Here is a 20,308-nt window from a genome sequence, read left to right on the forward strand (position 1 = left end):
CGGCAGTCTATTCAGATCGCCGGGCCATGCAAGAGCGACTGCGGCCAAACCACGCTGCCGCAATCGAAAATATCATTGGCCCCTCGCCCGCCATTTCCAGGCGAAGGGCCAAGCCGGCGTCAGAGGCCTTCGCCAAAGCCGTGGTTTTCGGTGACGTAGTCGATGTCCTTGTCGCCGCGCCCCGACAGGTTGATCAGGATCGACTTGCCCGGATGCGCCTTGGCCTCGCGCATTGCAAAAGCCACCGCATGCGCGCTTTCCAGCGCCGGAATGATGCCCTCGTGCCGCGACAGCGCAAAGAACGCCCCCAGTGCTTCCTTGTCATCGGCGCCGGTATAGTTCACCCGGCCGGTGCGGTGCAGATAGGCGTGCTCCGGCCCGACGCCCGGATAATCCAGCCCCGAGGCGATGGTGTGCACCGGTGCCGGTTCACCGGCGGCGTCCTTCAGCACCATGGTCTTGAAGCCGTGAATTTCGCCGTCCACCCCATAGGTGATGGTCGCCGCATGCTCGCCCAGCTTCGACGAGGTGCCGCAGGGCTCCACCCCATACAGCGCCACATCATCGTCGATGAAGCCCGAGAAGATGCCCATGGCGTTCGACCCGCCGCCGACGCAGGCAGTGACGATATCGGGCAATTCGCCTGTCATATCAAGGAACTGCTCGCGCGCTTCGACCCCCACGACGTGCTGGAAATCGCGCACCATCATCGGGAAGGGATGCGGCCCCACCACAGAACCGATGGCAAACAGCGCGGTATCGGCCTGGCTCATGTAGCTCATGAAGCAACTGTCCACCGCCTCTTTCAGCGACCGCCCGCCGAAAGATACCGGCACCACCGTGGCGCCCAGCAGCTTCATGCGGGTGACGTTCGGTGCTTCCTTGGCGATGTCGATTTCGCCCATATGGATCTCACATTCCATGCCGAAATAGGCCGCCGCCGTGGCCAGCGCCACCCCGTGCTGCCCTGCCCCGGTTTCCGCCATCAGCTTGGTCTTGCCCATGAACCGCGCCAGCAGGCCTTCGGCCATGCAGTGATTGAGCTTGTGGGCGCCGGTGTGGTTCAGATCCTCGCGCTTGGCATAAAGCTGCGCACCGCCGCAGATCGCCGACAGGTTCTTCAGATGCGAGATCGGCGTCGGCCGCCCCTGAAAATGCTTGCGGATATAGCGCAGCTCGTTGATGAAATCGGCCGATTTCGACAGCCGGTCATAGGCCTCGCGGATCGCCGCGAAATGCGGCACCAACGGAGGCGGCAGCATGGCCCCGCCATAAGCGCCGAAAAAGCCTTCGCGGGTCGGGTGGGATTTCAGATAGGCGCTCATCGGGCACGTCTCCTCGGGGTTGGGTCGTGCGCACAATGTCAGGGCAAAGGCTTCTGGCCAAGCGCGTTTGTGGTCGCAGGCCGCAAGGCCGGGGCGGCGGCGCGGCAGGTCTGCCAGGGCCGGAAGGCAAACCGCCCCGCACTACCCGTCAGGGTCGTGCGGGGCGGCGGTTTTCAGGCCAGATCGAAGCGGTCGGCGTTCATCACCTTGGTCCAGGCGGCGATGAAATCCTGCACCAGCTTGGCCTTGCTGTCGTCCTGGGCATAGACCTCGGCATAGGCACGCAGCACCGAGTTCGAGCCGAACACCAGATCGACCCGCGTCGCCGTCCATTTCACCGCGCCGCTTTTGCGGTCGGTGATCTGGTAAAGGTTTTTGCCCGCGGGTTTCCAGGTGTTGGCCATGTCGGTCAGGTTGACAAAGAAATCGTTGCTCAGCGCCCCGACCCGGCTGGTCAGCACGCCATGCGCTGCGCCACCATGGTTGGTGCCGATCACCCGCATGCCGCCGACCAGCACGGTCATTTCCTGTGCCGTCAGGCCCATCAACTGGCTACGGTCCAGCAGCAGTTCCTCGGCGCTGACCACGTAATCCTGCTTCAGCCAGTTGCGGAAGCCATCGGCCACCGGCTCCAGCACGGCAAAGGAGTCCGTGTCGGTCTGCGCCTCGCTGGCATCGCCGCGACCCGGTGCAAACGGCACCGCCACGTCAAAGCCCGCCGCCTTGGCCGCCTGTTCGACGCCAAGATTGCCCGCCAGCACGATCACATCCGCCAGGCTGGCACCGCTGGCCGCCGCAATCGGCCCCAGCGCCGCCAGCACCCGCGCCAGACGGGCAGGCTCGTTGCCGGCCCAATCCTTCTGCGGCGCCAGACGGATACGCGCGCCATTGGCCCCGCCGCGCTTGTCCGAGCCGCGGAAGGTGCGCGCACTGTCCCAGGCGGTGGCGACCATGTCGGCAACCGAAAGCCCCGAGGCCGCGATCTGCGCCTTCACCGCCGCCACGTCATAGTCCTTGCGGCCCGCAGGCACCGGGTCTTGCCAGATCAGGTCTTCGGCCGGCACTTCCGGGCCGACATAGCGCGCCTTCGGCCCCATGTCGCGGTGGGTCAGCTTGAACCAGGCGCGGGCGAACACCTCGCTGAAATAGGCCGGGTCGTTGTGGAACCGCTCGGCGATCTTGCGGTATTCGGGGTCAAAGCGCATCGCCATGTCGGCGTCGGTCATGATCGGCTTGCAGCGGATCGACGGGTCTTCCACGTCCACCGGCATGTCTTCCGGCTTGATGCCGATCGGCTCCCATTGCCAGGCCCCGGCGGGGGATTTGGCCAGCCACCAGTCATAGCCCAGCAGCAGATCGAAATAGCCGTTGTCCCATTTGGTCGGATGCGTGGTCCAGGCCCCCTCGATCCCCGAGGTGACGGTGTTGCGCCCGACGCCACGGCTGGTGTGGTTCATCCAGCCCAGACCCTGCTCGGCCACATCCGCGCCTTCCGGGCTGGGGCCAAGCAGTTCGGCATCGCCGTTGCCGTGGGTCTTGCCGACGGTATGGCCGCCTGCGGTCAGCGCCACGGTTTCCTCGTCATCCATCGCCATGCGGGCGAAGGTCTCGCGCACTTGCGCTGCGGTCTTTACCGGGTCGGGCTGGCCGTTCACCCCCTGCGGGTTCACATAAATCAGCCCCATCTGCACCGCAGCCAGCGGGTTTTCCATGGTCGCGGGGTTGGCCAGATCGCCATAGCGGCTGTCCGAGGGTGCCAGCCATTCCTTTTCGGCACCCCAGTAGATGTCCTGCTCCGGGTGCCAGATATCCTCGCGGCCAAAGCCGAAGCCGAAGGTCTTCAGCCCCATCGATTCGTAGGCGACATTGCCCGCCAGAATGATCAGATCGGCCCAGCTGATCTGGTTGCCGTATTTCTTCTTGATCGGCCACAGCAGGCGGCGGGCCTTGTCGAGGTTGGTGTTGTCGGGCCAGGAGTTCAGCGGCGCAAAGCGCTGGTTGCCGGTGCCCGCCCCGCCGCGGCCATCGGCGGTGCGATAGGTGCCCGCAGCATGCCAGGCCATGCGGATCATCAACCCGCCGTAATGGCCCCAGTCGGCGGGCCACCAGTCCTGACTGTCGGTCATCAGTGCGGTCAGATCGGCCTTCAGCGCCGCGACGTCCAGCGATTCCAGTGCCTTGCGGTAATCGAACCCCGGCAGCGGGTTGGTTTTCGTGTCATGCTGGTGCAGGATGTCCAGGTTCAGCGCATTGGGCCACCAGTCCATCACCGAGGCGCTGGTGGTGGTGTTGGCGCCATGCATCACCGGGCATTTGCCGCCCGAGCCGCTGTCATTTCCGTCCATGTCTCTCTCCCGTTTCTGCACAACCGCACAACGCCTGCCAAGGCAGGCAATTCACGTCCTGCGACAGCCTAGCACAGCACAGCGATAAACAGAATTTGCATTTTCTTATCGCGGCGATATCCTGCGCTTATGAATGGCTTGACCATGCGACACCTGCACTACTTCGAGGCGCTGGCCCGGCACGGCCATTTCGGGCGCGCCGCCGAGGCTTGCGCCATCTCGCAGCCCGCGCTGTCGATGCAGATGAAGGAACTGGAGGCGCTGCTGGGCGCGCCGCTGATCGAGCGCGGGCCGCGGCAGATCCGGCTGACCAGCCTGGGCGAGGCCTTCGCCCTGCGCGCCCGCGCCATCCTGCGCGAGGTTGATGAACTGGGCGATCTGGCCCGCGCCGCCTTCAGCCCGCTGACCGGGCGGCTGCGGATCGGCGTCATCCCGACCGTCGCCCCCTATCTGCTGCCGGAAATCATCCAGAAACTTTCGCAGCGGTTTCCGGGGCTTGATCTGCGCCCGCGCGAGGCGGTGACCGCCAAGCTGGTCAAGGATCTGATCGAGGGGCGGCTGGATACCGCCATCGTCGCGCTGCCGGTATCCGAACCCAGCCTGCACGAACAGCCGCTGTTTGCCGAGGAATTCGTGCTGGTGCGCCCGGCCGCCGATGCAGACCTGCCGGTGCCCAACCCCGAAACCCTGCGCGAGATGCGGCTGCTGTTGCTGGAGGAAGGCCATTGCTTCCGCGATCAGGCGCTGTCGTTCTGCAAGATGTCGGCCTCCGAGCCGCGCGACCTGATGGAGGGCTCCTCGCTGACCACGCTGGTGCAGATGGTGGGTGCCGGCATCGGCGTCACCCTGATCCCGCAGATGGCCATCCCGATCGAGACGCGCTCGGCGCAGGTGTCGGTGGCGCGGCTGGCCAGCCCGCGGCCAAGCCGCACCATCGGCATGGTCTGGCGCCGCACCAACCCGCTGTCGGAACAACTGGTGCATGTGGCCGGGCTGGTGCGCGCGGCGGGGATGCCGCACAACACCTGAGCGGTATCAGCAGCTGGGGCAACCCTGTGCGGCGGTCGGTGCCACCGGGGCATAGCCCTCGGCCAGCAGCCGCTGCATGCCGCCCGCCACGTCCACCACCTGCATGTCGACCAGCGGTGCCACCTCGGACGAGGCAATCCCCGACCGACGCCCCGAACGGCAGATCAGCGCCAGTTTCTGCCCCGGCGCCAGATGCGGCCTTACCGCCTGCAGAAAGCTGTCGGCATCGGTATAGGTGACCAGCAACGCCCCTTCGACCACGCCGGTCTCCTGCCATTCCTCGGGGCTGCGGATGTCCACCAGCAAGGTCGCCTTGTCGGCAGCCAGCGTCGCGCCAGAGGGCGATTCCTGCGTCAGGTTGGCCGGCGTGGCACCGACCCAGGCCGCAGGTGTCGCGACAGCCAGCCCGGCCAGCGCCATCAGTCCAAGCATCTGTCGTCTGTGCATGATCATCCCATTCGTTGTTTTGAATATATCTGGCCCTTTTGCCGGCAAAAGGCAAGATGACGGCGGCATGGGCCGACAACATGGCGCTGATCACGAATTGGCGACAGGCAGTAGCCAAGACCCGGCCGGCACCTTAGGGTCATCCCATGGGACTTATGCTGACCTCTCGCAGCGGATACAGCCGCGCCGAACGCATCAGCGATGCGGCGGTGCATCTGTCGGGACTGTCGATGGCACTGCTGGCGGTGCCGGTGCTGATCACGCTGGCCGTGATCTGGCGCGGCGATGCATCGGCGGTGTCGGGGGTGGCGGTCTATGGCGCAACCCTGATTGCGATGATCCTGTTTTCGGCGCTGTGCAACATGGTGGCGCATCCGACATGGAGCATGATCTTCCGCCGGCTTGACCATTCCGCGATCTACTGGAAAATCGCGGGCACCTTCACGGCTTTCGTGCTGATCTCGGGGCAAGGCGCGCTGCTGCTTGTCGGAATCTGGGCTGCGGCGCTGTGCGGCACGGCGCTGCGGGTGCTGGCGCCGGACCGCTTGCGCTGGCTGGCGCTGGGGCTTTACCTGGCAATGGGCTGGATCGGCACGGCGGTCGGCTGGCCGATGTTTGCCAGCTATTCCGCCCCGGTCCTGCTGCTGATGGCCATGGGGGGCGGGCTTTACACCATCGGCACCGGGTTTTTCCTGTTCGACCGCCTGCCGTTCCACACCACGATCTGGCATGGCTTCGTGCTGACCGCGACCGGGATGTTCTACGCCGCGGTGATCCTGCGGCTGGCCGAAACGAGTGTGACATGACCGCAAGCGACCCCCACGACCTGCAACGCTTCGTCAAGGCGCAATGGACTGTGTTCGAGACGGCGATGACCGAGTTGCAGGCCGGGCGCAAGCAGACCCACTGGATGTGGTTCATCTTTCCGCAAATGCGCGGCCTGGGGCAATCGCCGATGGCCGAGCGCTACGGCATCGCCTCGCTGGACGAGGCCAAGGCCTATCTTGCCCACAAGGTGCTGGGGCGGCGGCTGGAGCTTGCCTGCGAAACCGTGCTGGCCCGCGACCCGAAGCCGCTGACCACGCTGTTCGCCCCGCCTGACGACCGCAAGTTCCTGTCATGCATGAGCCTGTTTTCACAAGCCGACCCCAGTGCGTTTTCGCCATTCCGCATGGCGTTGCAACGCTGGGGCGGCGGCGTGCCAGATGCCGGCACGGCCAGGCTGCTGGGCCTCTGAGCGGCGGTTCCGCGAAGGGTTGATCGACGTGGCAATCACGCCCGGCGTCGCCCGCACACACGCCGCGTTCCGGCCGTTCTCGGGGGCGGCATGCTGGACATCGGCGGCGGCGGGTTGGCTGGGCGAGGGTTTGGCTGGGCGAGGCCGTCAATTCCGCCAAAGCTGCGTCTTGTCAGGTCGGTTTTTTCGATCAGGACCCAAATTCTGCCGCGGGGGCGATGAACTCGTAGGTTTCAAACCCGGACGCGTCGCAACTGCAGCCACCGCACCCTGTGGATTTGGCACAGGACGGCGCGGCGATCTGGTGGCGCAGCGTGCCCTTGGCGACCCAATGCGCCAGCATCCCGCGCAACGCTTCGGGGTCGCGGCGGAAATGCAGCGCGATGTCGGAAAGGCTGGCCCGGCCGCGGTCTTGCACATAGGCGCGGATATCCATCAGCATCGGCTCGCCCTCACTCTGCCACGACCGGCGCAGACCGCCGGGCCGACCGGCCCAGCAGGCGCAGGGTCAGGATTGTCAGTGCAAAGGCCGCCAGCACCCCGGCGATCCAGGCACCGGAACTGCCGGGATGGCGGGCGAAGGTCGCGGCCTGATAGAACAGCACCGCCGAGCCCCAGCCCATCAGCGTGGTCCAGCCGCTGACAAAAGCCGTCCAGCGCGGCCCGGATTCGCGCCAAACCGCGGCAATCGCCGCCGAGCAGGGCATGTAAAGCAGCACCATCAGCAGGTAGGCGAAGGCCCCGATCTGACCATCGAACTGCGCGCGCATCGCGCCGAAGGTTTCGGGTTCGACCGCCAGCTCTGCCGCCGCGGCATCGGTCGAACTGACATCTCCGACCGAAAGCCCCAGCGGGTCGCTGAACGTATCGCCAAGGCCCGACAGGTTGGTGCCGATGCTGGCCACGGCGGCGGCCAGACCGCCACCCAGATCGAACTCGGTCGCCGCGACCGGACCCTGCCCGGCATAAAGCGCGTTCAGCGTGCCGACCACCGCCTCCTTGGCCAGAATCCCGGTGAACACCCCGACGGCGGCGGGCCAGTTGTCGGCCTCGATCCCCATCGGCTCGAACACCGGCACGATCTGGCGGCCGATTTCCGACAGCATCGAGTTGTCGGTGTTCTGATTGTCGAAGCTGCCGTCGCGGCCCCAGGAGTTCAGGAAGGCCAGCACCATGATCACCGGCACCAGCACCCGGCCGGCGCGGATCACGAAACCCTTCAGCCGGTCCCAGGTGCGGATCAGCACGCCTTTCAGCGTCGGCAGGTGATAGGGCGGCAGTTCCATCACGAAGGGCGAGATCGCCCCGGGCAGCAGCGTCGATTTCAGCACAAAGCCGGTCAGCACCGCCGCGGCAATGCCGATCAGATACAGCGCGAACACCAGATTCTGCCCGCCGGTGGGAAAGAACGCGGCGGCGAACAGCGCATAGACCGGCAGCCGCGCGCCGCAGGACATGAAGGGCACCATCGCCACCGTCATCGCCCGGTCGCGGGCATCCTCCAGCGTGCGGGTGGCCATGATCGCGGGCACGTTGCAGCCAAAGCCGACGATCAGCGGCACGAAGGCCTTGCCCGGCAGGCCGATGGCACGCATGGCGCGGTCCATCACGAAGGCGGCGCGCGCCATGTAACCCGAATCCTCCAGCATCGACAGCACCAGAAACAGGCAGGCGATCACCGGAATGAAGGTGGCCAGCGTCTGCACCCCACCGCCCAGACCGGTGGCCAGCAGCGTGGTCAGCCAATCGGGGCTGCCGATGGCCCGCAACAGATGGCCAAAGCCATCGACGAAGATCGTGCCCGCCGCGATGTCGAAAAAGTCGATGAAGGCGCTGCCCACATTGATGGTGAACATGAACATCAGATACATCACCGCCAGAAAGATCGGGATGCCAAGCGCACGGTTCAGGATCACCCGGTCGATGCTGTCCGACAGCGTGCTGTCCAGTTCAAGGACGCGGCGGATGCTGGGGGCGGTAACGTCCGCCACCGCGTCATAGCGGCCGCTGGCGATGGCGGTATCAACGTCATAGCCCAGCGTTTCGGCCAGTGCCGCCCGGGTTTGCTGCACATGCGCCGCGAGATCGGGCATCCGCGCCAGCAGCGTCTCGTCGCCCTCCAGCAAGGCCAGCGCCAGCCAGCGCGGTGCCCGCACCGCACCGGCCTGTGCCACCAGCGGCAGCAGATCGGCCACCGCCGCCTCGATTTCCGGGCCATAGTGGATCGGCGGGGCCGTCGGCACCCCGACTGCTGCGGCGCGGACGATCTCGGCCTTCAGCGCTTCGATGCCGACCCCGGTGGCGGCGACGATCGGCAGCACCGGGCAGCCCAGCCCGCGCGACAGCGCCGCGGTGTCGATCTCGATGCCGCGCGCCTTGGCGATATCCATCATGTTCAGCGCCAGCAGCACCGGCAGCCCCATCTCGATCAACTGGATGGTCAGGTAAAGGTTGCGTTCCAGGTTCGAGGCATCGACGATGTTGACGATGATCTGTGCGGCCCCCGACAGCGCATAATCGCGCGCCACCCGTTCATCGGGCGAAACCGCCTGGGTGCAGGCCAGCGAATAGGTGCCGGGCAGGTCGATCACCTCGACCCGGCTGGCGCCATGCGCAAAGCGGCCCGACTTGCGTTCCACCGTGACGCCGGGCCAGTTGCCGACCTGCTGGCGGGTGCCGGTCAGCGCGTTGAACAGCGTGGTCTTGCCGCAGTTCGGATTGCCCAGCAGGGCGATGGTGAAATCGGTCATTCCGCGCACCCTTCGATTTCCAGCGCCTCGGCCTCGGCCTTGCGCAGCGACAACCGAAAACCGCGCAACTCGATCATGATCGGGTCGCCCAAGGGGGCGATGTTGACCAGACGCAGACGGGTTCCCGGGGTCAGCCCCATCGACAGCAGCTTTTGCCGGTAGGCCTGCCCGCCCGGGGCATAGCCTGCGACGCGCACCAGGCCGCCAAGCGGTATATCAGAGAATTTCAATGCCATAGCCGGCCCTTTCATGGCGCGATCGTCACCAGGATCTTGCGCGAAAGCTCTTGCCCCAGCGCCAGCCGGGTTTCGCCCACCGCCACCACCAGCGGCCCCGCGCTGCCACCGCGGATCACCCGCAACTCGCGCCCGACCACGATGCCAAGCTCGGTCATGCGACGCTGCATCTCGCGGCCGCCGATCAGGGCTGCAACGGCAACCGATGCGCCGGTTGGCGACAGCGCCAGGGGCTGAAAATGCGGGCTCATGCGACGACCGGCTCCAGGTGCGTCCAGCGGCTTGCTGGGATGAAGGTATTACCTACCATTTTAATCGGGAATGGCAAGCGGCCTTCCGTGAAGAAATTTCTGCCTGTGCCATCCCGTCCCGGAAGATACCTGTTGCGGGGATCAATCCTCAAGCCAAAGTATTGGGATAATTCCGAAGCATGTCGGCACCTCGGCAACGGGCACCAGCATCTGGCGAGGTTCAAATCGGCTGGCGACGGTCAGCAAAACGCCGGTGGCAGCGCGGTTGGCGATGCAAACCACGTCGCGCCCGATATTTGGGGCTGAAAAGACCATCCTGGTCGCATTTTCGAAGGCAAGCGCCATCTTTACTCTTTCATATGGAATTATTGCGCACTATATTTTCACCAGACAAGAGGGAACCATGACACGCCGGCACAATCTTGCCCCTGCCCCCGATCGCAATGCGGTCCTGACCAAGGCCATGCTTCGTGCCGCCGAGCGGCTGGGCCTGTCCGGTCGCCAGCTTGCCGAAATCGTCGGTGTTTCCGAAGCCACGGTGTCGCGCCTCAGGCGCGGCGAGGCGACACTCGAGGCCGGGTCGAAACCTTTTGAACTGGCAGCGCTACTGGTGCGCGCTTTCCGCTCGCTTGATGCCATCACCGGCGGCGACGAGGCGGTTGCCCGCATATGGATGACGGCGGCCAACGCGGCGCTTGCCACACCGCCAATCGAACGAATGGCGACAGTGCAGGGGCTTGTCGATGTCACGACCTATCTTGACGCCCGCCGCGCTGCGGTCTGAAACGCGGCCCTACACCGGCCCCGCATGGCGGTTTGTCGAGGCCCAGCACCGGGTTTCGACCCTGAAACTTGTTGACAGCCTCGCTGAACAGGCGGCGCTGGAGGACATTCTTGAGGATACCAAGCCACCGGTGCCGGATGCGTGTCGCAGCCTTGATTACCTGCTGTCCACGCCGTTCCGCTATCGCCCCTATCCAGGCGGTTCACGGTTCCGCCGCGCCGGCTTGACGCCCGGCGTCTGGTATGGCGCCGAACGGCCCGAGACAGCGGCGGCGGAGATGGTCTTTTATCGGTTCCTCTTCTACGCCGAGAGCCCGGCGACGCCGTTCCCCGATGATGCCGCAGAATACACCGCCTTTTGCGTCGATCTGGCAACAGCGGTTTCGTTGGACCTGACAACCGGTGCGCTTGCCGCAGGTCACGACCTCTGGACCCATCTGACCGACTACGCCCCCTGCCAACATCTTGCCGACACGGCCCGCGAGATCGGGGCCGAGGTCATCCGCTATACATCGGTCCGCGACCCTCAGAACGGCGCAAACCTTGCGGTGCTGACCTGCAGTGCCTTCGCAGCACCGCAGCCGGTGGACCGCCAGACCTGGCGCATCCGCATCGGCCAGAGCGGCGCGCAGGCCATCCGCGAGCACCCGAGGCTTGGCCTCGAGTTCCGGCGCGGAACGTTCGGCCCTGATCCGCGCCTGACGGACATGATCTGGGACCGCCCGCGCGCCAGATAGCCCACGCCGGTTGGGGATCATCCGCGCGCAGAGCGGCTGGCCCATCGGCGGCATCACACCCGCATCGAAATTGGAAATGGCCGCGTGAGCGCCAAGGGTTCACCCCGCTGAAAATGGGGGATCACCCAAATCGGACCCGTTCTTCGCCCGACAAGCCGCCTTGATCGCACGGGCGTGCGGCGCGCATTGCCGCGGAGACCGCCAGGAAGGCGGGATGGCTGGCGATCTCCGCCAGATCAAGCGGCGCGCGGCGCTGCCAGTTGGGATGCGCGTCAATCGTGCCGGGCACGTTTGTGGCGGCCTCTGGCCCCACCAGATCGGCCAGCCGCACCCCGACCAGCCGCGAGCGCGTGGCGGCCAGAAAGCCATGTGTGGCCAGCAGCACGGCGTTGCTCAGAACCGGGGCTGCGGCATCCTCGGCCCCGGGCGGCAGGTGGCCGCCGTCGATCAGGGCATTGACCAGCGCCACCCGCTCGTCGGCGCGCCGGGCCAGATCGGCCGCGGCCTTGGCGTCGCTGATCAGGCCGTAGCGCTGCCGTGCCGCGATATCGTCGGCTTTCCACCAGGCCGCCAGCGTGGGCAGATCATGGGTCGAAAGGCAGGCCAGCGCCAGTTCCGGCCAGGCGGAGGCGCGATCGAACATGCCCCATTCTTGCGCAAAATACAGGATGCGCATGGTCAGAATACCGGCTTGCCCCAGAAGCGCGCGGAACCCCGGCGGCACCCAGCCCAGGTCTTCACCGATCATCACCGCCCCCCGCGCGCGCGCCTCTTCGGCCACGATGCGCAAAAGATCGGCAAACGGATAGGCCAGATGCGTGCCTTCCGCGGCCGGGTGGTCTTTCGGGATCAGGAACAACTGGCGCAGCGCCATCGCATGGTCGATGCGCAACGCCCCGGCATAGTCCAGTTGCGCACCGATCAGCGCCCGGAACGGCTCCCAGCCGCGCTCGGCCAGCGCCACCGGCGAAGGGGCTGCCAGCGCCCAGTTCTGCCCACCTTGCGAAAACACGTCGGGCGGGGCGCCCACTTCCAGCCCGTGCAGCGTCAGCCCGGGGTCGGACCAGGTGGCTGACCCATCGGGCGCCTCGCCCACCGCCAGATCAAGATAAAGCCCGATACCCATGCCCGCAGCCTGTGCCGCCATTTGCGCCGCCGCAAGCTGGCGCGCGGCAAGCCATTGCAGCCACAGATGAAAGCGCACCCGGTCCTGCGCTTGGGCCTGCGCCTGCGCCTGCGCGGCAAAGGCCGCCACCTCGGGGCTTTCGACCGCCTGCCATGCGGCCGGCCAACTGGTCCAGCGCGCGCCATGGCCTTGGGCGACCATCGCCTCGGACAGCGCCTCGAACAGCGCGTGGCGATAGAGCATCTGGCCTTTTTCGGTGCAGAAATCGTTAAAATCAGCTTGCGCCCAGCGCCCGGCATCGAACGGGCTGGCCGCAAACACCGCGGCCAGCGCCTCCAGCTTGGCGGCGGCAACCCGGGGATAGTCCACCAGATCGGCCGCCCGCAGCTTTTTCAGCCCGGCCGGGGCCCTGGCCTTGCCGGGCAGGTCGTCCATGGCAATGTAAAGCACGTTCAGAAAGCGCCGGTTCGACGGCGTGAACGGACTGTACCGCTCCGGCTCGGCCGCAAACAGCGCGTGCAGCGGGTTGACGCCCAGGAAATCGGCCCCCGCCGCCGCGGCAATGCGCGCAAGCCGGGCTAGGTCGGCAAAGTCGCCAATTCCCCAGCCGCGCGCCGAGCGCAACTCGTAAAGCTGGCAGAACAGCCCCCAGGCTGGCCGCTGCGGCACCGGGCAGGACCCGGCGCTGGCCGGGTCGGCAGAAAAGTCCGGCACGCTGCCAAAGTCGGGGGCTTCGGGGTTGATGCCCAGCGCCGCCAGCAGCGCCCGCTTGGTGCCTTCGGGCACCGCGCGCCCGTCGTAACCGGTGGTGATGCCCGCCCGCCAGCAGATCGGATCAATCCCGTTCTCGCTCATGCCCCGTTCTCGCTCATGCCGTCTCCTGCCGCGCAGCCGCCCTGTCCGTTTGCGGCACATAACATGGCCGCGGCGCCGGGGTAAGCTCCGCCGCCCAGCAGTCCTCTGCTTGGGGGGGAGCGGCATCAACCCCTCGCTGGCGCGCGATTGACGATGTGTCCAATTGGCGGTGGGCTCCATCGCCATCCTCGGCAATGCGACAGAGGTCGCTCAGGTGCGGCGATGCGTCGGCACGGGGCCGCGAAAGGTGATCTGTCGCGCCAGCCAGCAGCCAAGCGTCAGCCCTTCGACCGCCCCGCTTGCATCGCGGCAGACATGCAGCGTCCACTCTCCCGGCGGCGCGGCATCCATCGCGCGGCGGCTTGTCACCGCCCAGAGATCCTGCGCCAGCGGATACATCCGCTCCATCGGGCCGGCGCCCAAGCGGCCATCGAAGCCGACATGGGCCGCACCGTCCCGCGCCTCGATGTCCAGCGTCGTCCCGAGGGCGTCGCACCAGTAGCGCCCGGCGATCGGGGTCGCGTCCGCGCGGTCAAGCGGCACCAGCCGTTCCGCGCGGACCGTCAGGTTTTCGGTCTGACGCTCCATGACCAGCAGATCGCCCTCGCGGCGCAACACAAGGCCGGGGGCTTCGGCACGGGTTTCGCTTGTCGGTGTCAGCACGACGGGAGAGGCGGCATAGTCCAGCCGCACCCCGGCGGGCACATCGCGGGTGCGCAGGAACAGGGCCCGCTCACGGTCCAGCCATAGCCCATCCCAACCCTGCCCGGGCACAGGAACAGGCGGCGGCGGTGCGCCAAGCGCCGCCGCCATCACCGCTTCGGCCGCGCGCATGGCACTGGCCTCGTGGTTGAAGATCACCACAACGGACAGCCGCTCTGCCGCCACATGCAGCCGGAACGAACAAAAGCCCCTGACCCCGCCGCCGTGGCCGGTCAGATCGTGCCCGGCCTGGCGATAGCGCCGCAAGCCATAGCCATAGGGGGCAGAGGTGCCATCGGCAAAGCGGACCGGGGCGGTGAGGCGCCGGTAAAGCCCTGCCGGATCGTCGCGCGTCGCGTCGATGTGCCGTTCCCATGCCAGCATGTCGTCCAGCGATGCGGAAACGCCGGAATCCCCAAACCAGGTGATCGCGCTTTCGGCGGGCAGGAAACCCACCTCGTCATTGCCCTCATAGCCGACAACCCCGTCGATCCGCTCGGCCATGTCGGTTGCAAGGCGGGCGGTCGGCATCCCGGCCGGGCGGAAGATGCGCTGGTCAAGAAGGTCAGCGAAATCCCGCCCGGTGGCTTGGCGGATCAATTCGGCCAGCAAGCGGAAATTGCTGTTGGAATAGGAATAATGCGCGCCCGGCGGGAACTGCCCGTCCTGTGCCTGCGCCAGAAGCGCCAGACCGTCCGCCGCGGTAAACCGACCCTCGGGGGCCGCGCCCTGCAAGACGGTCAACGCCCAGTAGTCGCGCAGGCCGGACTGGTTGTGGCAAAGCTGCGCCACACTGGGCAGCGGCCCCCGGAAGCCGGGCAAGAGCCCCGGCAGCAGCGGTGCAAGCACCTCGGGGTCATCGAACAGATCCAGCAGCAGCGCGCAGGTCATCTGTTTCGAGATCGAACAGATCGGCATCCGTCTGGCGGGCGTCATCGGCAGCCGGGCCGCCATGTCGGCAAAACCCCAGGCACGGCGGGCGATCACCTGCCCCTGATGGACCACGCCCGCCACGCCGGCGGGGCCGCGATACTGGCCGGGCAGCAGGTCCAGCGCCCGCTCCAGCGCTTGCAAGTCAATTCCGGTCATGGCTGTTCCCGTCAGGCCCCTTCGCGGAAGCAAAGCCGCGTGTCCGGGCGGGCCTGCGCCAGAAATTCCAGCATGTCGGCCAGCTTCAGCGAGGCGCAGCCGGCGGTGGCGCCGTAGCCTGCGCTTGCAACATGCAGGAAGATCGCGCTGCCCGCACCCGGCACGACCGGATCGTCATTCTGGCCAAGCACGACGACGATGTCGTAAAGATCGTCCTTGCGCCACATTTCCTCATGGCTGGCGGAGAAGGGAAGCTTGACGGGGCGGTTGTAGGCAAGGTGATCCGGTGCATCGCACCAGCCGTCATCTTCGGCAATGACCCTGGTCGGAAACACCGAAACCGGCGCCGCGGCCAGTTTGTCGGCCCGGTAAAGCACGGCACGGATCGGCCAGCAGCCGATCGGGCTAACGCCGTCGCCCTCGGCCCGCTTGACGGCGATGCCGCTGCGGCCGACCGCCGCGCGCCAGATCCTGTCGCCGTAGCGCGCCTGCCATATGTCGCCCTGCCGGGTCACGATCAGGTCCATGTCTTCCTCTTCAGCCGTCCAGCGGGAAATGGCAGGCCACGGCGCGGCCGTCCAGGGTCTGCAAGACCGGATCCTCGACCCGGCAAATGTCACGCGCAAAGGGGCAGCGGGTATGGAACCGGCAGCCCTTGGGCAAGTTCATCGGACTGGGAATCTCGCCCTGCAGCATCGGCCGCTCGCGCCCGCGCTGGCGCGGATCGGGGCGCGGCACCGCTGCCATCAAAAGCATCGAATAGGGATGCAGTGGCCGGGCGAACAACTCTTCGGTCGTGGCCAGTTCGACCAGACGGCCAAGGAACATCACCCCCACCCGGTCAGCGAACTGGCGCACCACGGCAAGGTCGTGGGTGATGAAGAAATAGGTCAGATTCAACTGATCCTGCAGGTCGGTCAGCAGGTTAAGCACCTGCGCCTGGATCGAGACGTCCAGCGCCGAGACGGATTCGTCGCAAACCACGAAATCGGGCTTGTTCGCCAAGGCGCGCGCGATGCCGATCCTTTGCCGCTGGCCACCGGAAAACTGGTGGGGATAGCTGCGCAGATATTGCTGCCGCAGACCCACCATCTCCAGCAGTTCGGCACAGCGGTCGCGGATTTCCACCGGCGAGCCATAGCCGTGGCTGCGCAAGGGTTCGGCCAGGATCTGTTCGATCCGCATACGGGGGTTCAACGAGGCATAGGGGTCCTGGAACACGATCTGCAGTTTCTTGCGCAGCCCGCGCATGGCGGCTTCGCCCAAGCCCGTCAGATCGGTGCCGCGATAGTGGATGCTGCCCGAGGTCGGTTCCTGAAGCCGCAGCATCACCCGGCCGAGGGTGGTCTTGCCACAACCGGATTCGCCCACCAGAGCAAAGGTCTCGCGGGCGCGGATGTCCAGCGTCACACCATCGACGGCGCGCACCATGCGGGGTGGACCGCCAAGGATGCCGCCACCGACCGGATAGTGCTTGGTCAATGCCCGGGTTGACATCACGATGTCGGCGCCGGGGGCAAGGTCTTTGGCGGGCATTGTCATGTGCGGTCACCGGGCGGCAGGGCATCCGGCCCGGCGTGCAGCCAGCAGCGCGCAACATGGGCATCGCCTATGCTTGCCATGTCCGGGGCCTGTTGACGGCAAACCGGCAGCGCCTCGCCGCAGCGCGGATTGAACCGGCAGCCCGGTGGCAGCCTGGCCAGATTGGGAACCATGCCGGGAATCGACGGCATCTTCCGCCCCATCCGCGGCTCGGTCGCCCGCGGGATCGAGGCCAGCAAGCCGCGCGTGTAGGGGTGCGAGGGCCGCTCGAACAGATCGAACACATCGGCCTGCTCGACGATCTGGCCGGCATACATCACGTTCACCTCCTCACACATCTCGGCAATGATGCCAAGATCATGGGTAATCAGGATGATCGAGGTTCCCACCCGGTCGCGCAGCTCGCGCATCAGCCGCAGGATCTGCGCTTGCGTGGTCACGTCCAGCGCGGTGGTCGGCTCGTCGGCGATCAGCAGTTTCGGCTCGCAGATCAGGCCCATGGCGATCATCGCGCGCTGGCGCAGGCCGCCGGACAACTGGTGCGGATAGGCGTCCAGCCGCGCCTCGGGTTCGGGGATGCCGACCAGCGCCGACCAGAAGATCGGCATCGACACGCCAAGCAGCGAAAAGCCCATGAAGAAACGGTCAACGAAACTGTCACGCCGCACCGCCGACAGGATGCCCGCAGGGATGCCGACCACCCACGAAACCAGCGCCGCACTGACCGCCAGCACCAGCGTGTTGGGAAAGGCCTTCAGGATAAGATCGGTCACCGGGCGGTTCAGCTTGATGGAATTGCCCAGATCGCCCTGCACGGCGTTCCACAGAAAGCTGAGGTAGCGGCTGACCAGCGGATCATCGAGATGCATCTGCTCTCGCACCCGCGCAATGACTTCGGGGCTGGCATGTTCCTTCATCATCAGCGCGATCGGGTCGCCGGGAACCACATTCAGCATGATGAACAAGATCAGCGTGATCCCGATCAGCACCGGGATCGACGCGAGCATACGTCTGAACGCAAACATCAACATCCGTGGAATGCTCTTTCTGCGGCGCCCGCAAGATGCGGGGGGCGGGGCGGAAGGGCGACCTTGACACAAGTCAGGCAGGGGGAACCGGGGTGCGCAACCGCTTTGCGCACCCCGGCAAGGGGCCTCTACTCGACCTCGACGCTGTAGTAGTTCATGTCGCTCCAGCCGTTCCACGGAACGACGAAGTTCTTGACGCGCGGCTGCACCACATAATTGTGGTCAAGGCTGAACAGCGGCACCCAGGCCGCGTCCTTGTCAACGATCTGCGCGGTAAGCTCTTGATACAGCTTGCAACGTGCGTCCTGGTCGGTCATGCCGCGCGCCGTTTCGATGGCGGCAAAGACCTCGGGGTCGTTGTTGTTGTAGCCGCGCGTCTTGGTGCCCGATTCCGAGAAGAAGGTGTAGAAGAAGTTGTCGGGATCGTTGAAGTCGGCAGACCAGACCTGCGTATAGGCTTCCGCCTCGCCAACCTTGCGGGCAGCAAGGAAGGCCGCTTCGTCGGTGGTCACGATATTGGCCTTGAAGCCGGCTTCGGCCACCTGGGCCTGAATGATCTGGTTCATGTCAGACCATTTCGACGACCAGCTTGACACCTGTTGCAGGTTGATCTCGACCCCGTCGGGATAGCCGGCCTCGGCCAGCAGTTCCCGGGCCTTGGCAGGGTTGTATTCGATCGGCGTCGCCGGGGTATAGCAGGCCAGACCGCGCGGCATCACACCGTTTTCCAACTCGCCCTTGCCGTAGAAGTTCTTGTCCAGAATGGTCTGCCGGTCGATCGACATCTGGAAGGCCTTGCGGACCCGCACATCGTCAAACGGCTTTCTGGCCTGGTTGATGTTGTAATAGTACATGCCCACCCGCGGAACACCGCGGGGCGACCGGGGCTGCCGTCAGGTGGCGCGAGCCAGGTCATCTCCTCGTCCAGCCAGATCAGCAACGAGCCTCGCTTACGCAGAGAAGACGTGTAGCTGGACCAGTTCGTCGTGCGGTAGCGGGCAGGTGATGGCCTACTCATGCGGCCTGTCTAACCGCATGGATTCACGATGTGAATCCTCGGCAGACAGAGTTGTCCAACAACGCCTTCTAGAACTGAAACGTAGACATAGAGCTAAAAGCCACTGACCAATTTTCTAAAATTCATCGGGAATGTCCACCGGCGGTCATGATTCAGTTCTCATTGCGCCGCAAGAGACTCGAATATTGACTAGAGCGAGCAAGAATACTTCGAGCTCCTTCGATATCAAGCCGGTTGAAATATAGAATGCCAATGCTGCAGGATGACGATTATATTGGACAAGCCGCTCGAATAGAAACATTCGGCGCGAATATTCTGTTTGACCGTGACCGCGTTGACAACCTAGCGGCGACTGTTCCCCAATCTTCGTACGGTGAGGTGATATCGTCCCTTGGGGTTGGAACATTAAGATACCCAGGAGGCAGTGTTTCTGAGAGCATCTTGGATATCGACAATGTTGACTCGTCTGTACAAAACGGTGTTGAGGTGACTGGGCTTGGTGATTTTCTTAATTTTTGTGCAGCTTCACGCGCATCCCTGACAATGGTTATGCCAACGGCGCGATTCTACGACAGAGCATCAGCAGATACCGAGAACCCGATTTCCGATGAAGATGCTGAATCAATTGTTGCATTCGTTACAAAGCTTCTAAATGATGCACTTGTGAAAGGTGTTGGCGTTGAAGCGATCGAACTGGGAAATGAGTGGTGGGGGACGGACCTTTCCGCAAGTGAATATGGCCGCCTCGCGAGCCAAATGTCCGTTATTGTACAAGGCGCAATTGATGAGTTCATCTCATCTAACCAACTTCCCTCAGCATGGGTCGAACCAGAAATATTAGTCCAAGTTGGGCATTTAACAGATGCATCTCAAGAAACTCAGCAAATATTTGACGAATTTAATACTGTTGCTGAACAAACGGCAATCGATGGACTTGTCACCCATCGCTATCTAAGTGGTGATTTTTCACAAATCGGAAGCCCTGGAGTGTTTCTTCCATTCTATGGCCAATTTGATGAATGGGACCGCTTGGCCGAATCAAATTCAAATTTTGGAAATTTAAGTCGTCATGTTTCCGAGTGGAATGTAAAAGCAAACAATGACGAAGAGCGGGGTTTGAAATCTGCCTCATGTCTCGTTAAATTAGTTGCTGAACTTCTAGCAGCTGACGTGGATCAGGCTAATATATGGGCAATTCAACAGAATAATTCGCAGCGCCTAGCGATGTCTACAGGGCTGCCGAACAGCAATTCGAGCGGCTTGACGATCAATGGAGAGATGTTCAGACTGATGAGTGAGTCAGTGGTTGGACTACGCCTGGTTGCACATTCTCGCATCGATGACAGAAACTTGATAAATGTTGACGAGGACTGTCTAACTGCTTTTGGTGGGCCGCATCGAGTTGTTGTATTCATATCGGAGCGAAATGGAGTTAACGAAAGCATTTCTCTGAATGTGGAGGCACTTCTTGGAGACTTTTCGCATGTTTGGGGAACAGTCCTTGGAACGACTGACGAAAATCCCCTTGACCCATTGGCGTTGCCAGATTTGGAAATTCTGTCAGGTTCTGCCGCGCTACCATTTCAGAATGGAGTGCTATCATTTGACTTAGATCCTTGGGAGACGATCAGACTTATATTTACCACTGACACCAGTGGCGCTGAAATTTCTGGCCACTATGACAATGATATCCTATCCGGATCCACTGGTCCGGATAGAATATTTGGTTCAGCAGGCAATGACAGGTTAGAAGGTTTTTTCGGAAGTGACACGCTGCTGGGCGGCGAAGGCGACGACGTCCTGCAGGG

Annotated in this window: 20 protein-coding genes and 1 pseudogene; 6 read left to right on the top strand and 15 right to left on the bottom strand. The window is 64.3% G+C overall.

Annotation, left to right across the window (positions count from 1 at the left end; genetic code table 11):
* Positions 1-119 precede the first annotated feature (119 nt).
* The gene (trpB, locus tag RSW2DRAFT_RS15760) at positions 120-1,325 is read right to left on the bottom strand and encodes a tryptophan synthase subunit beta (RefSeq protein ID WP_008032752.1); all 1,206 of its coding nucleotides are present in this window, start codon (positions 1,323-1,325) and stop codon (positions 120-122) included.
* A 173-nt stretch (positions 1,326-1,498) separates the two neighbouring features.
* Complete coding sequence (katG, locus tag RSW2DRAFT_RS15765; RefSeq protein WP_008032754.1) at positions 1,499-3,670, bottom strand: catalase/peroxidase HPI; 2,172 nt, start codon at positions 3,668-3,670, stop codon at positions 1,499-1,501.
* Between the two features lie 129 nt (positions 3,671-3,799).
* Here katG and RSW2DRAFT_RS15770 point away from each other — a divergent pair, with 129 nt between their 5' ends.
* Positions 3,800-4,699 (top strand): hydrogen peroxide-inducible genes activator, encoded by a 900-nt coding sequence (locus tag RSW2DRAFT_RS15770; RefSeq protein ID WP_008032755.1) that lies wholly within the window; start codon positions 3,800-3,802, stop codon positions 4,697-4,699.
* Positions 4,700-4,705: 6 nt separating this feature from the next.
* Here the strand turns inward: RSW2DRAFT_RS15770 and RSW2DRAFT_RS15775 are convergent, their stop codons facing one another.
* Positions 4,706-5,131, bottom strand: a complete 426-nt coding sequence (locus tag RSW2DRAFT_RS15775) for a rhodanese-like domain-containing protein (protein ID WP_040672438.1) — start codon at positions 5,129-5,131, stop codon at positions 4,706-4,708.
* A gap of 161 nt (positions 5,132-5,292) precedes the next feature.
* Here RSW2DRAFT_RS15775 and trhA point away from each other — a divergent pair, with 161 nt between their 5' ends.
* Together trhA and RSW2DRAFT_RS15785 are read left to right on the top strand one after the other, a co-directional pair.
* On the top strand, positions 5,293-5,952 hold the full coding sequence (gene trhA / locus RSW2DRAFT_RS15780) for a PAQR family membrane homeostasis protein TrhA (RefSeq protein ID WP_008032759.1): 660 nt from the start codon (positions 5,293-5,295) through the stop codon (positions 5,950-5,952).
* The gene (locus tag RSW2DRAFT_RS15785; RefSeq protein WP_008032761.1) at positions 5,949-6,383 is read left to right on the top strand and encodes a DUF1810 domain-containing protein; all 435 of its coding nucleotides are present in this window, start codon (positions 5,949-5,951) and stop codon (positions 6,381-6,383) included. The genes trhA and RSW2DRAFT_RS15785 overlap by 4 nt, the downstream gene beginning before the upstream one ends.
* 190 nt (positions 6,384-6,573) lie before the next feature.
* On the opposite strand, the gene RSW2DRAFT_RS15790 is transcribed toward RSW2DRAFT_RS15785, so the two are convergent.
* The 5 genes from RSW2DRAFT_RS15790 to RSW2DRAFT_RS15810 all read right to left on the bottom strand — a co-directional run bounded on the left by RSW2DRAFT_RS15790 (position 6,574) and on the right by RSW2DRAFT_RS15810 (position 9,965).
* On the bottom strand, positions 6,574-6,825 hold the full coding sequence (locus tag RSW2DRAFT_RS15790; protein WP_008032764.1) for a FeoC-like transcriptional regulator: 252 nt from the start codon (positions 6,823-6,825) through the stop codon (positions 6,574-6,576).
* Between the two features lie 10 nt (positions 6,826-6,835).
* The gene (gene feoB, locus RSW2DRAFT_RS15795) at positions 6,836-9,133 is read right to left on the bottom strand and encodes a Fe(2+) transporter permease subunit FeoB (RefSeq protein WP_008032766.1); all 2,298 of its coding nucleotides are present in this window, start codon (positions 9,131-9,133) and stop codon (positions 6,836-6,838) included.
* Entirely contained in the window at positions 9,130-9,369 is a 240-nt protein-coding gene (locus tag RSW2DRAFT_RS15800) for a FeoA family protein (RefSeq protein WP_008032768.1), read from the bottom strand. The genes feoB and RSW2DRAFT_RS15800 overlap by 4 nt, the downstream gene beginning before the upstream one ends.
* Positions 9,370-9,380: 11 nt before the next feature.
* Positions 9,381-9,620 (bottom strand): FeoA family protein, encoded by a 240-nt coding sequence (locus tag RSW2DRAFT_RS15805; protein WP_008032769.1) that lies wholly within the window; start codon positions 9,618-9,620, stop codon positions 9,381-9,383.
* 141 nt (positions 9,621-9,761) lie between these two features.
* Complete coding sequence (locus RSW2DRAFT_RS15810; protein WP_008032771.1) at positions 9,762-9,965, bottom strand: hypothetical protein; 204 nt, start codon at positions 9,963-9,965, stop codon at positions 9,762-9,764.
* Between the two features lie 58 nt (positions 9,966-10,023).
* Between RSW2DRAFT_RS15810 and RSW2DRAFT_RS15815 the strand changes: the two genes are divergently transcribed.
* Complete coding sequence (locus RSW2DRAFT_RS15815; protein WP_008032772.1) at positions 10,024-10,404, top strand: MbcA/ParS/Xre antitoxin family protein; 381 nt, start codon at positions 10,024-10,026, stop codon at positions 10,402-10,404.
* A complete protein-coding gene (locus RSW2DRAFT_RS15820; RefSeq protein ID WP_232209702.1) occupies positions 10,379-11,140 on the top strand; it encodes an RES family NAD+ phosphorylase in 762 nt (253 codons plus the stop codon). Before RSW2DRAFT_RS15815 ends, RSW2DRAFT_RS15820 begins: the two co-directional genes overlap by 26 nt.
* Positions 11,141-11,261: 121 nt before the next feature.
* On the opposite strand, the gene malQ is transcribed toward RSW2DRAFT_RS15820, so the two are convergent.
* The 7 genes and pseudogenes from malQ to RSW2DRAFT_RS18105 form a co-directional block, all read right to left on the bottom strand.
* Complete coding sequence (gene malQ, locus RSW2DRAFT_RS15825) at positions 11,262-13,121, bottom strand: 4-alpha-glucanotransferase (protein WP_008032776.1); 1,860 nt, start codon at positions 13,119-13,121, stop codon at positions 11,262-11,264.
* 210 nt (positions 13,122-13,331) lie between these two features.
* Positions 13,332-14,912, bottom strand: a complete 1,581-nt coding sequence (locus RSW2DRAFT_RS15830; protein ID WP_008032777.1) for a D-aminopeptidase — start codon at positions 14,910-14,912, stop codon at positions 13,332-13,334.
* Between the two features lie 11 nt (positions 14,913-14,923).
* Positions 14,924-15,439 carry a L,D-transpeptidase family protein gene (locus RSW2DRAFT_RS15835; protein WP_008032780.1) on the bottom strand — a complete coding sequence of 172 codons (516 nt, stop codon included), beginning with the start codon at positions 15,437-15,439 and terminating at the stop codon, positions 14,924-14,926.
* A 10-nt stretch (positions 15,440-15,449) separates the two neighbouring features.
* Positions 15,450-16,454, bottom strand: a complete 1,005-nt coding sequence (locus RSW2DRAFT_RS15840) for an ABC transporter ATP-binding protein (RefSeq protein WP_008032781.1) — start codon at positions 16,452-16,454, stop codon at positions 15,450-15,452.
* Positions 16,451-17,485: an oligopeptide/dipeptide ABC transporter ATP-binding protein gene (locus tag RSW2DRAFT_RS18745; RefSeq protein WP_008032782.1), complete on the bottom strand. Its 1,035-nt coding sequence runs from the start codon at positions 17,483-17,485 to the stop codon at positions 16,451-16,453. Before RSW2DRAFT_RS18745 ends, RSW2DRAFT_RS15840 begins: the two co-directional genes overlap by 4 nt.
* 125 nt (positions 17,486-17,610) lie before the next feature.
* On the bottom strand, positions 17,611-18,336 hold the full coding sequence (locus tag RSW2DRAFT_RS15850) for an ABC transporter substrate-binding protein (RefSeq protein ID WP_008032784.1): 726 nt from the start codon (positions 18,334-18,336) through the stop codon (positions 17,611-17,613).
* Between the two features lie 11 nt (positions 18,337-18,347).
* Positions 18,348-18,500, bottom strand: a pseudogene (locus RSW2DRAFT_RS18105) (IS5/IS1182 family transposase); the annotation flags it as partial.
* Positions 18,501-18,752: 252 nt separating this feature from the next.
* Between RSW2DRAFT_RS18105 and RSW2DRAFT_RS18110 the strand changes: the two are divergent.
* On the top strand, positions 18,753-20,308 hold a 1,556-nt coding region (locus RSW2DRAFT_RS18110), incomplete at its 3' end, for a hypothetical protein (protein WP_449314184.1).

Origin of the sequence: Rhodobacter ferrooxidans (assembly GCF_000176015.1) — a bacterium.
Lineage (GTDB): Bacteria > Pseudomonadota > Alphaproteobacteria > Rhodobacterales > Rhodobacteraceae > Pseudorhodobacter_B > Pseudorhodobacter_B ferrooxidans.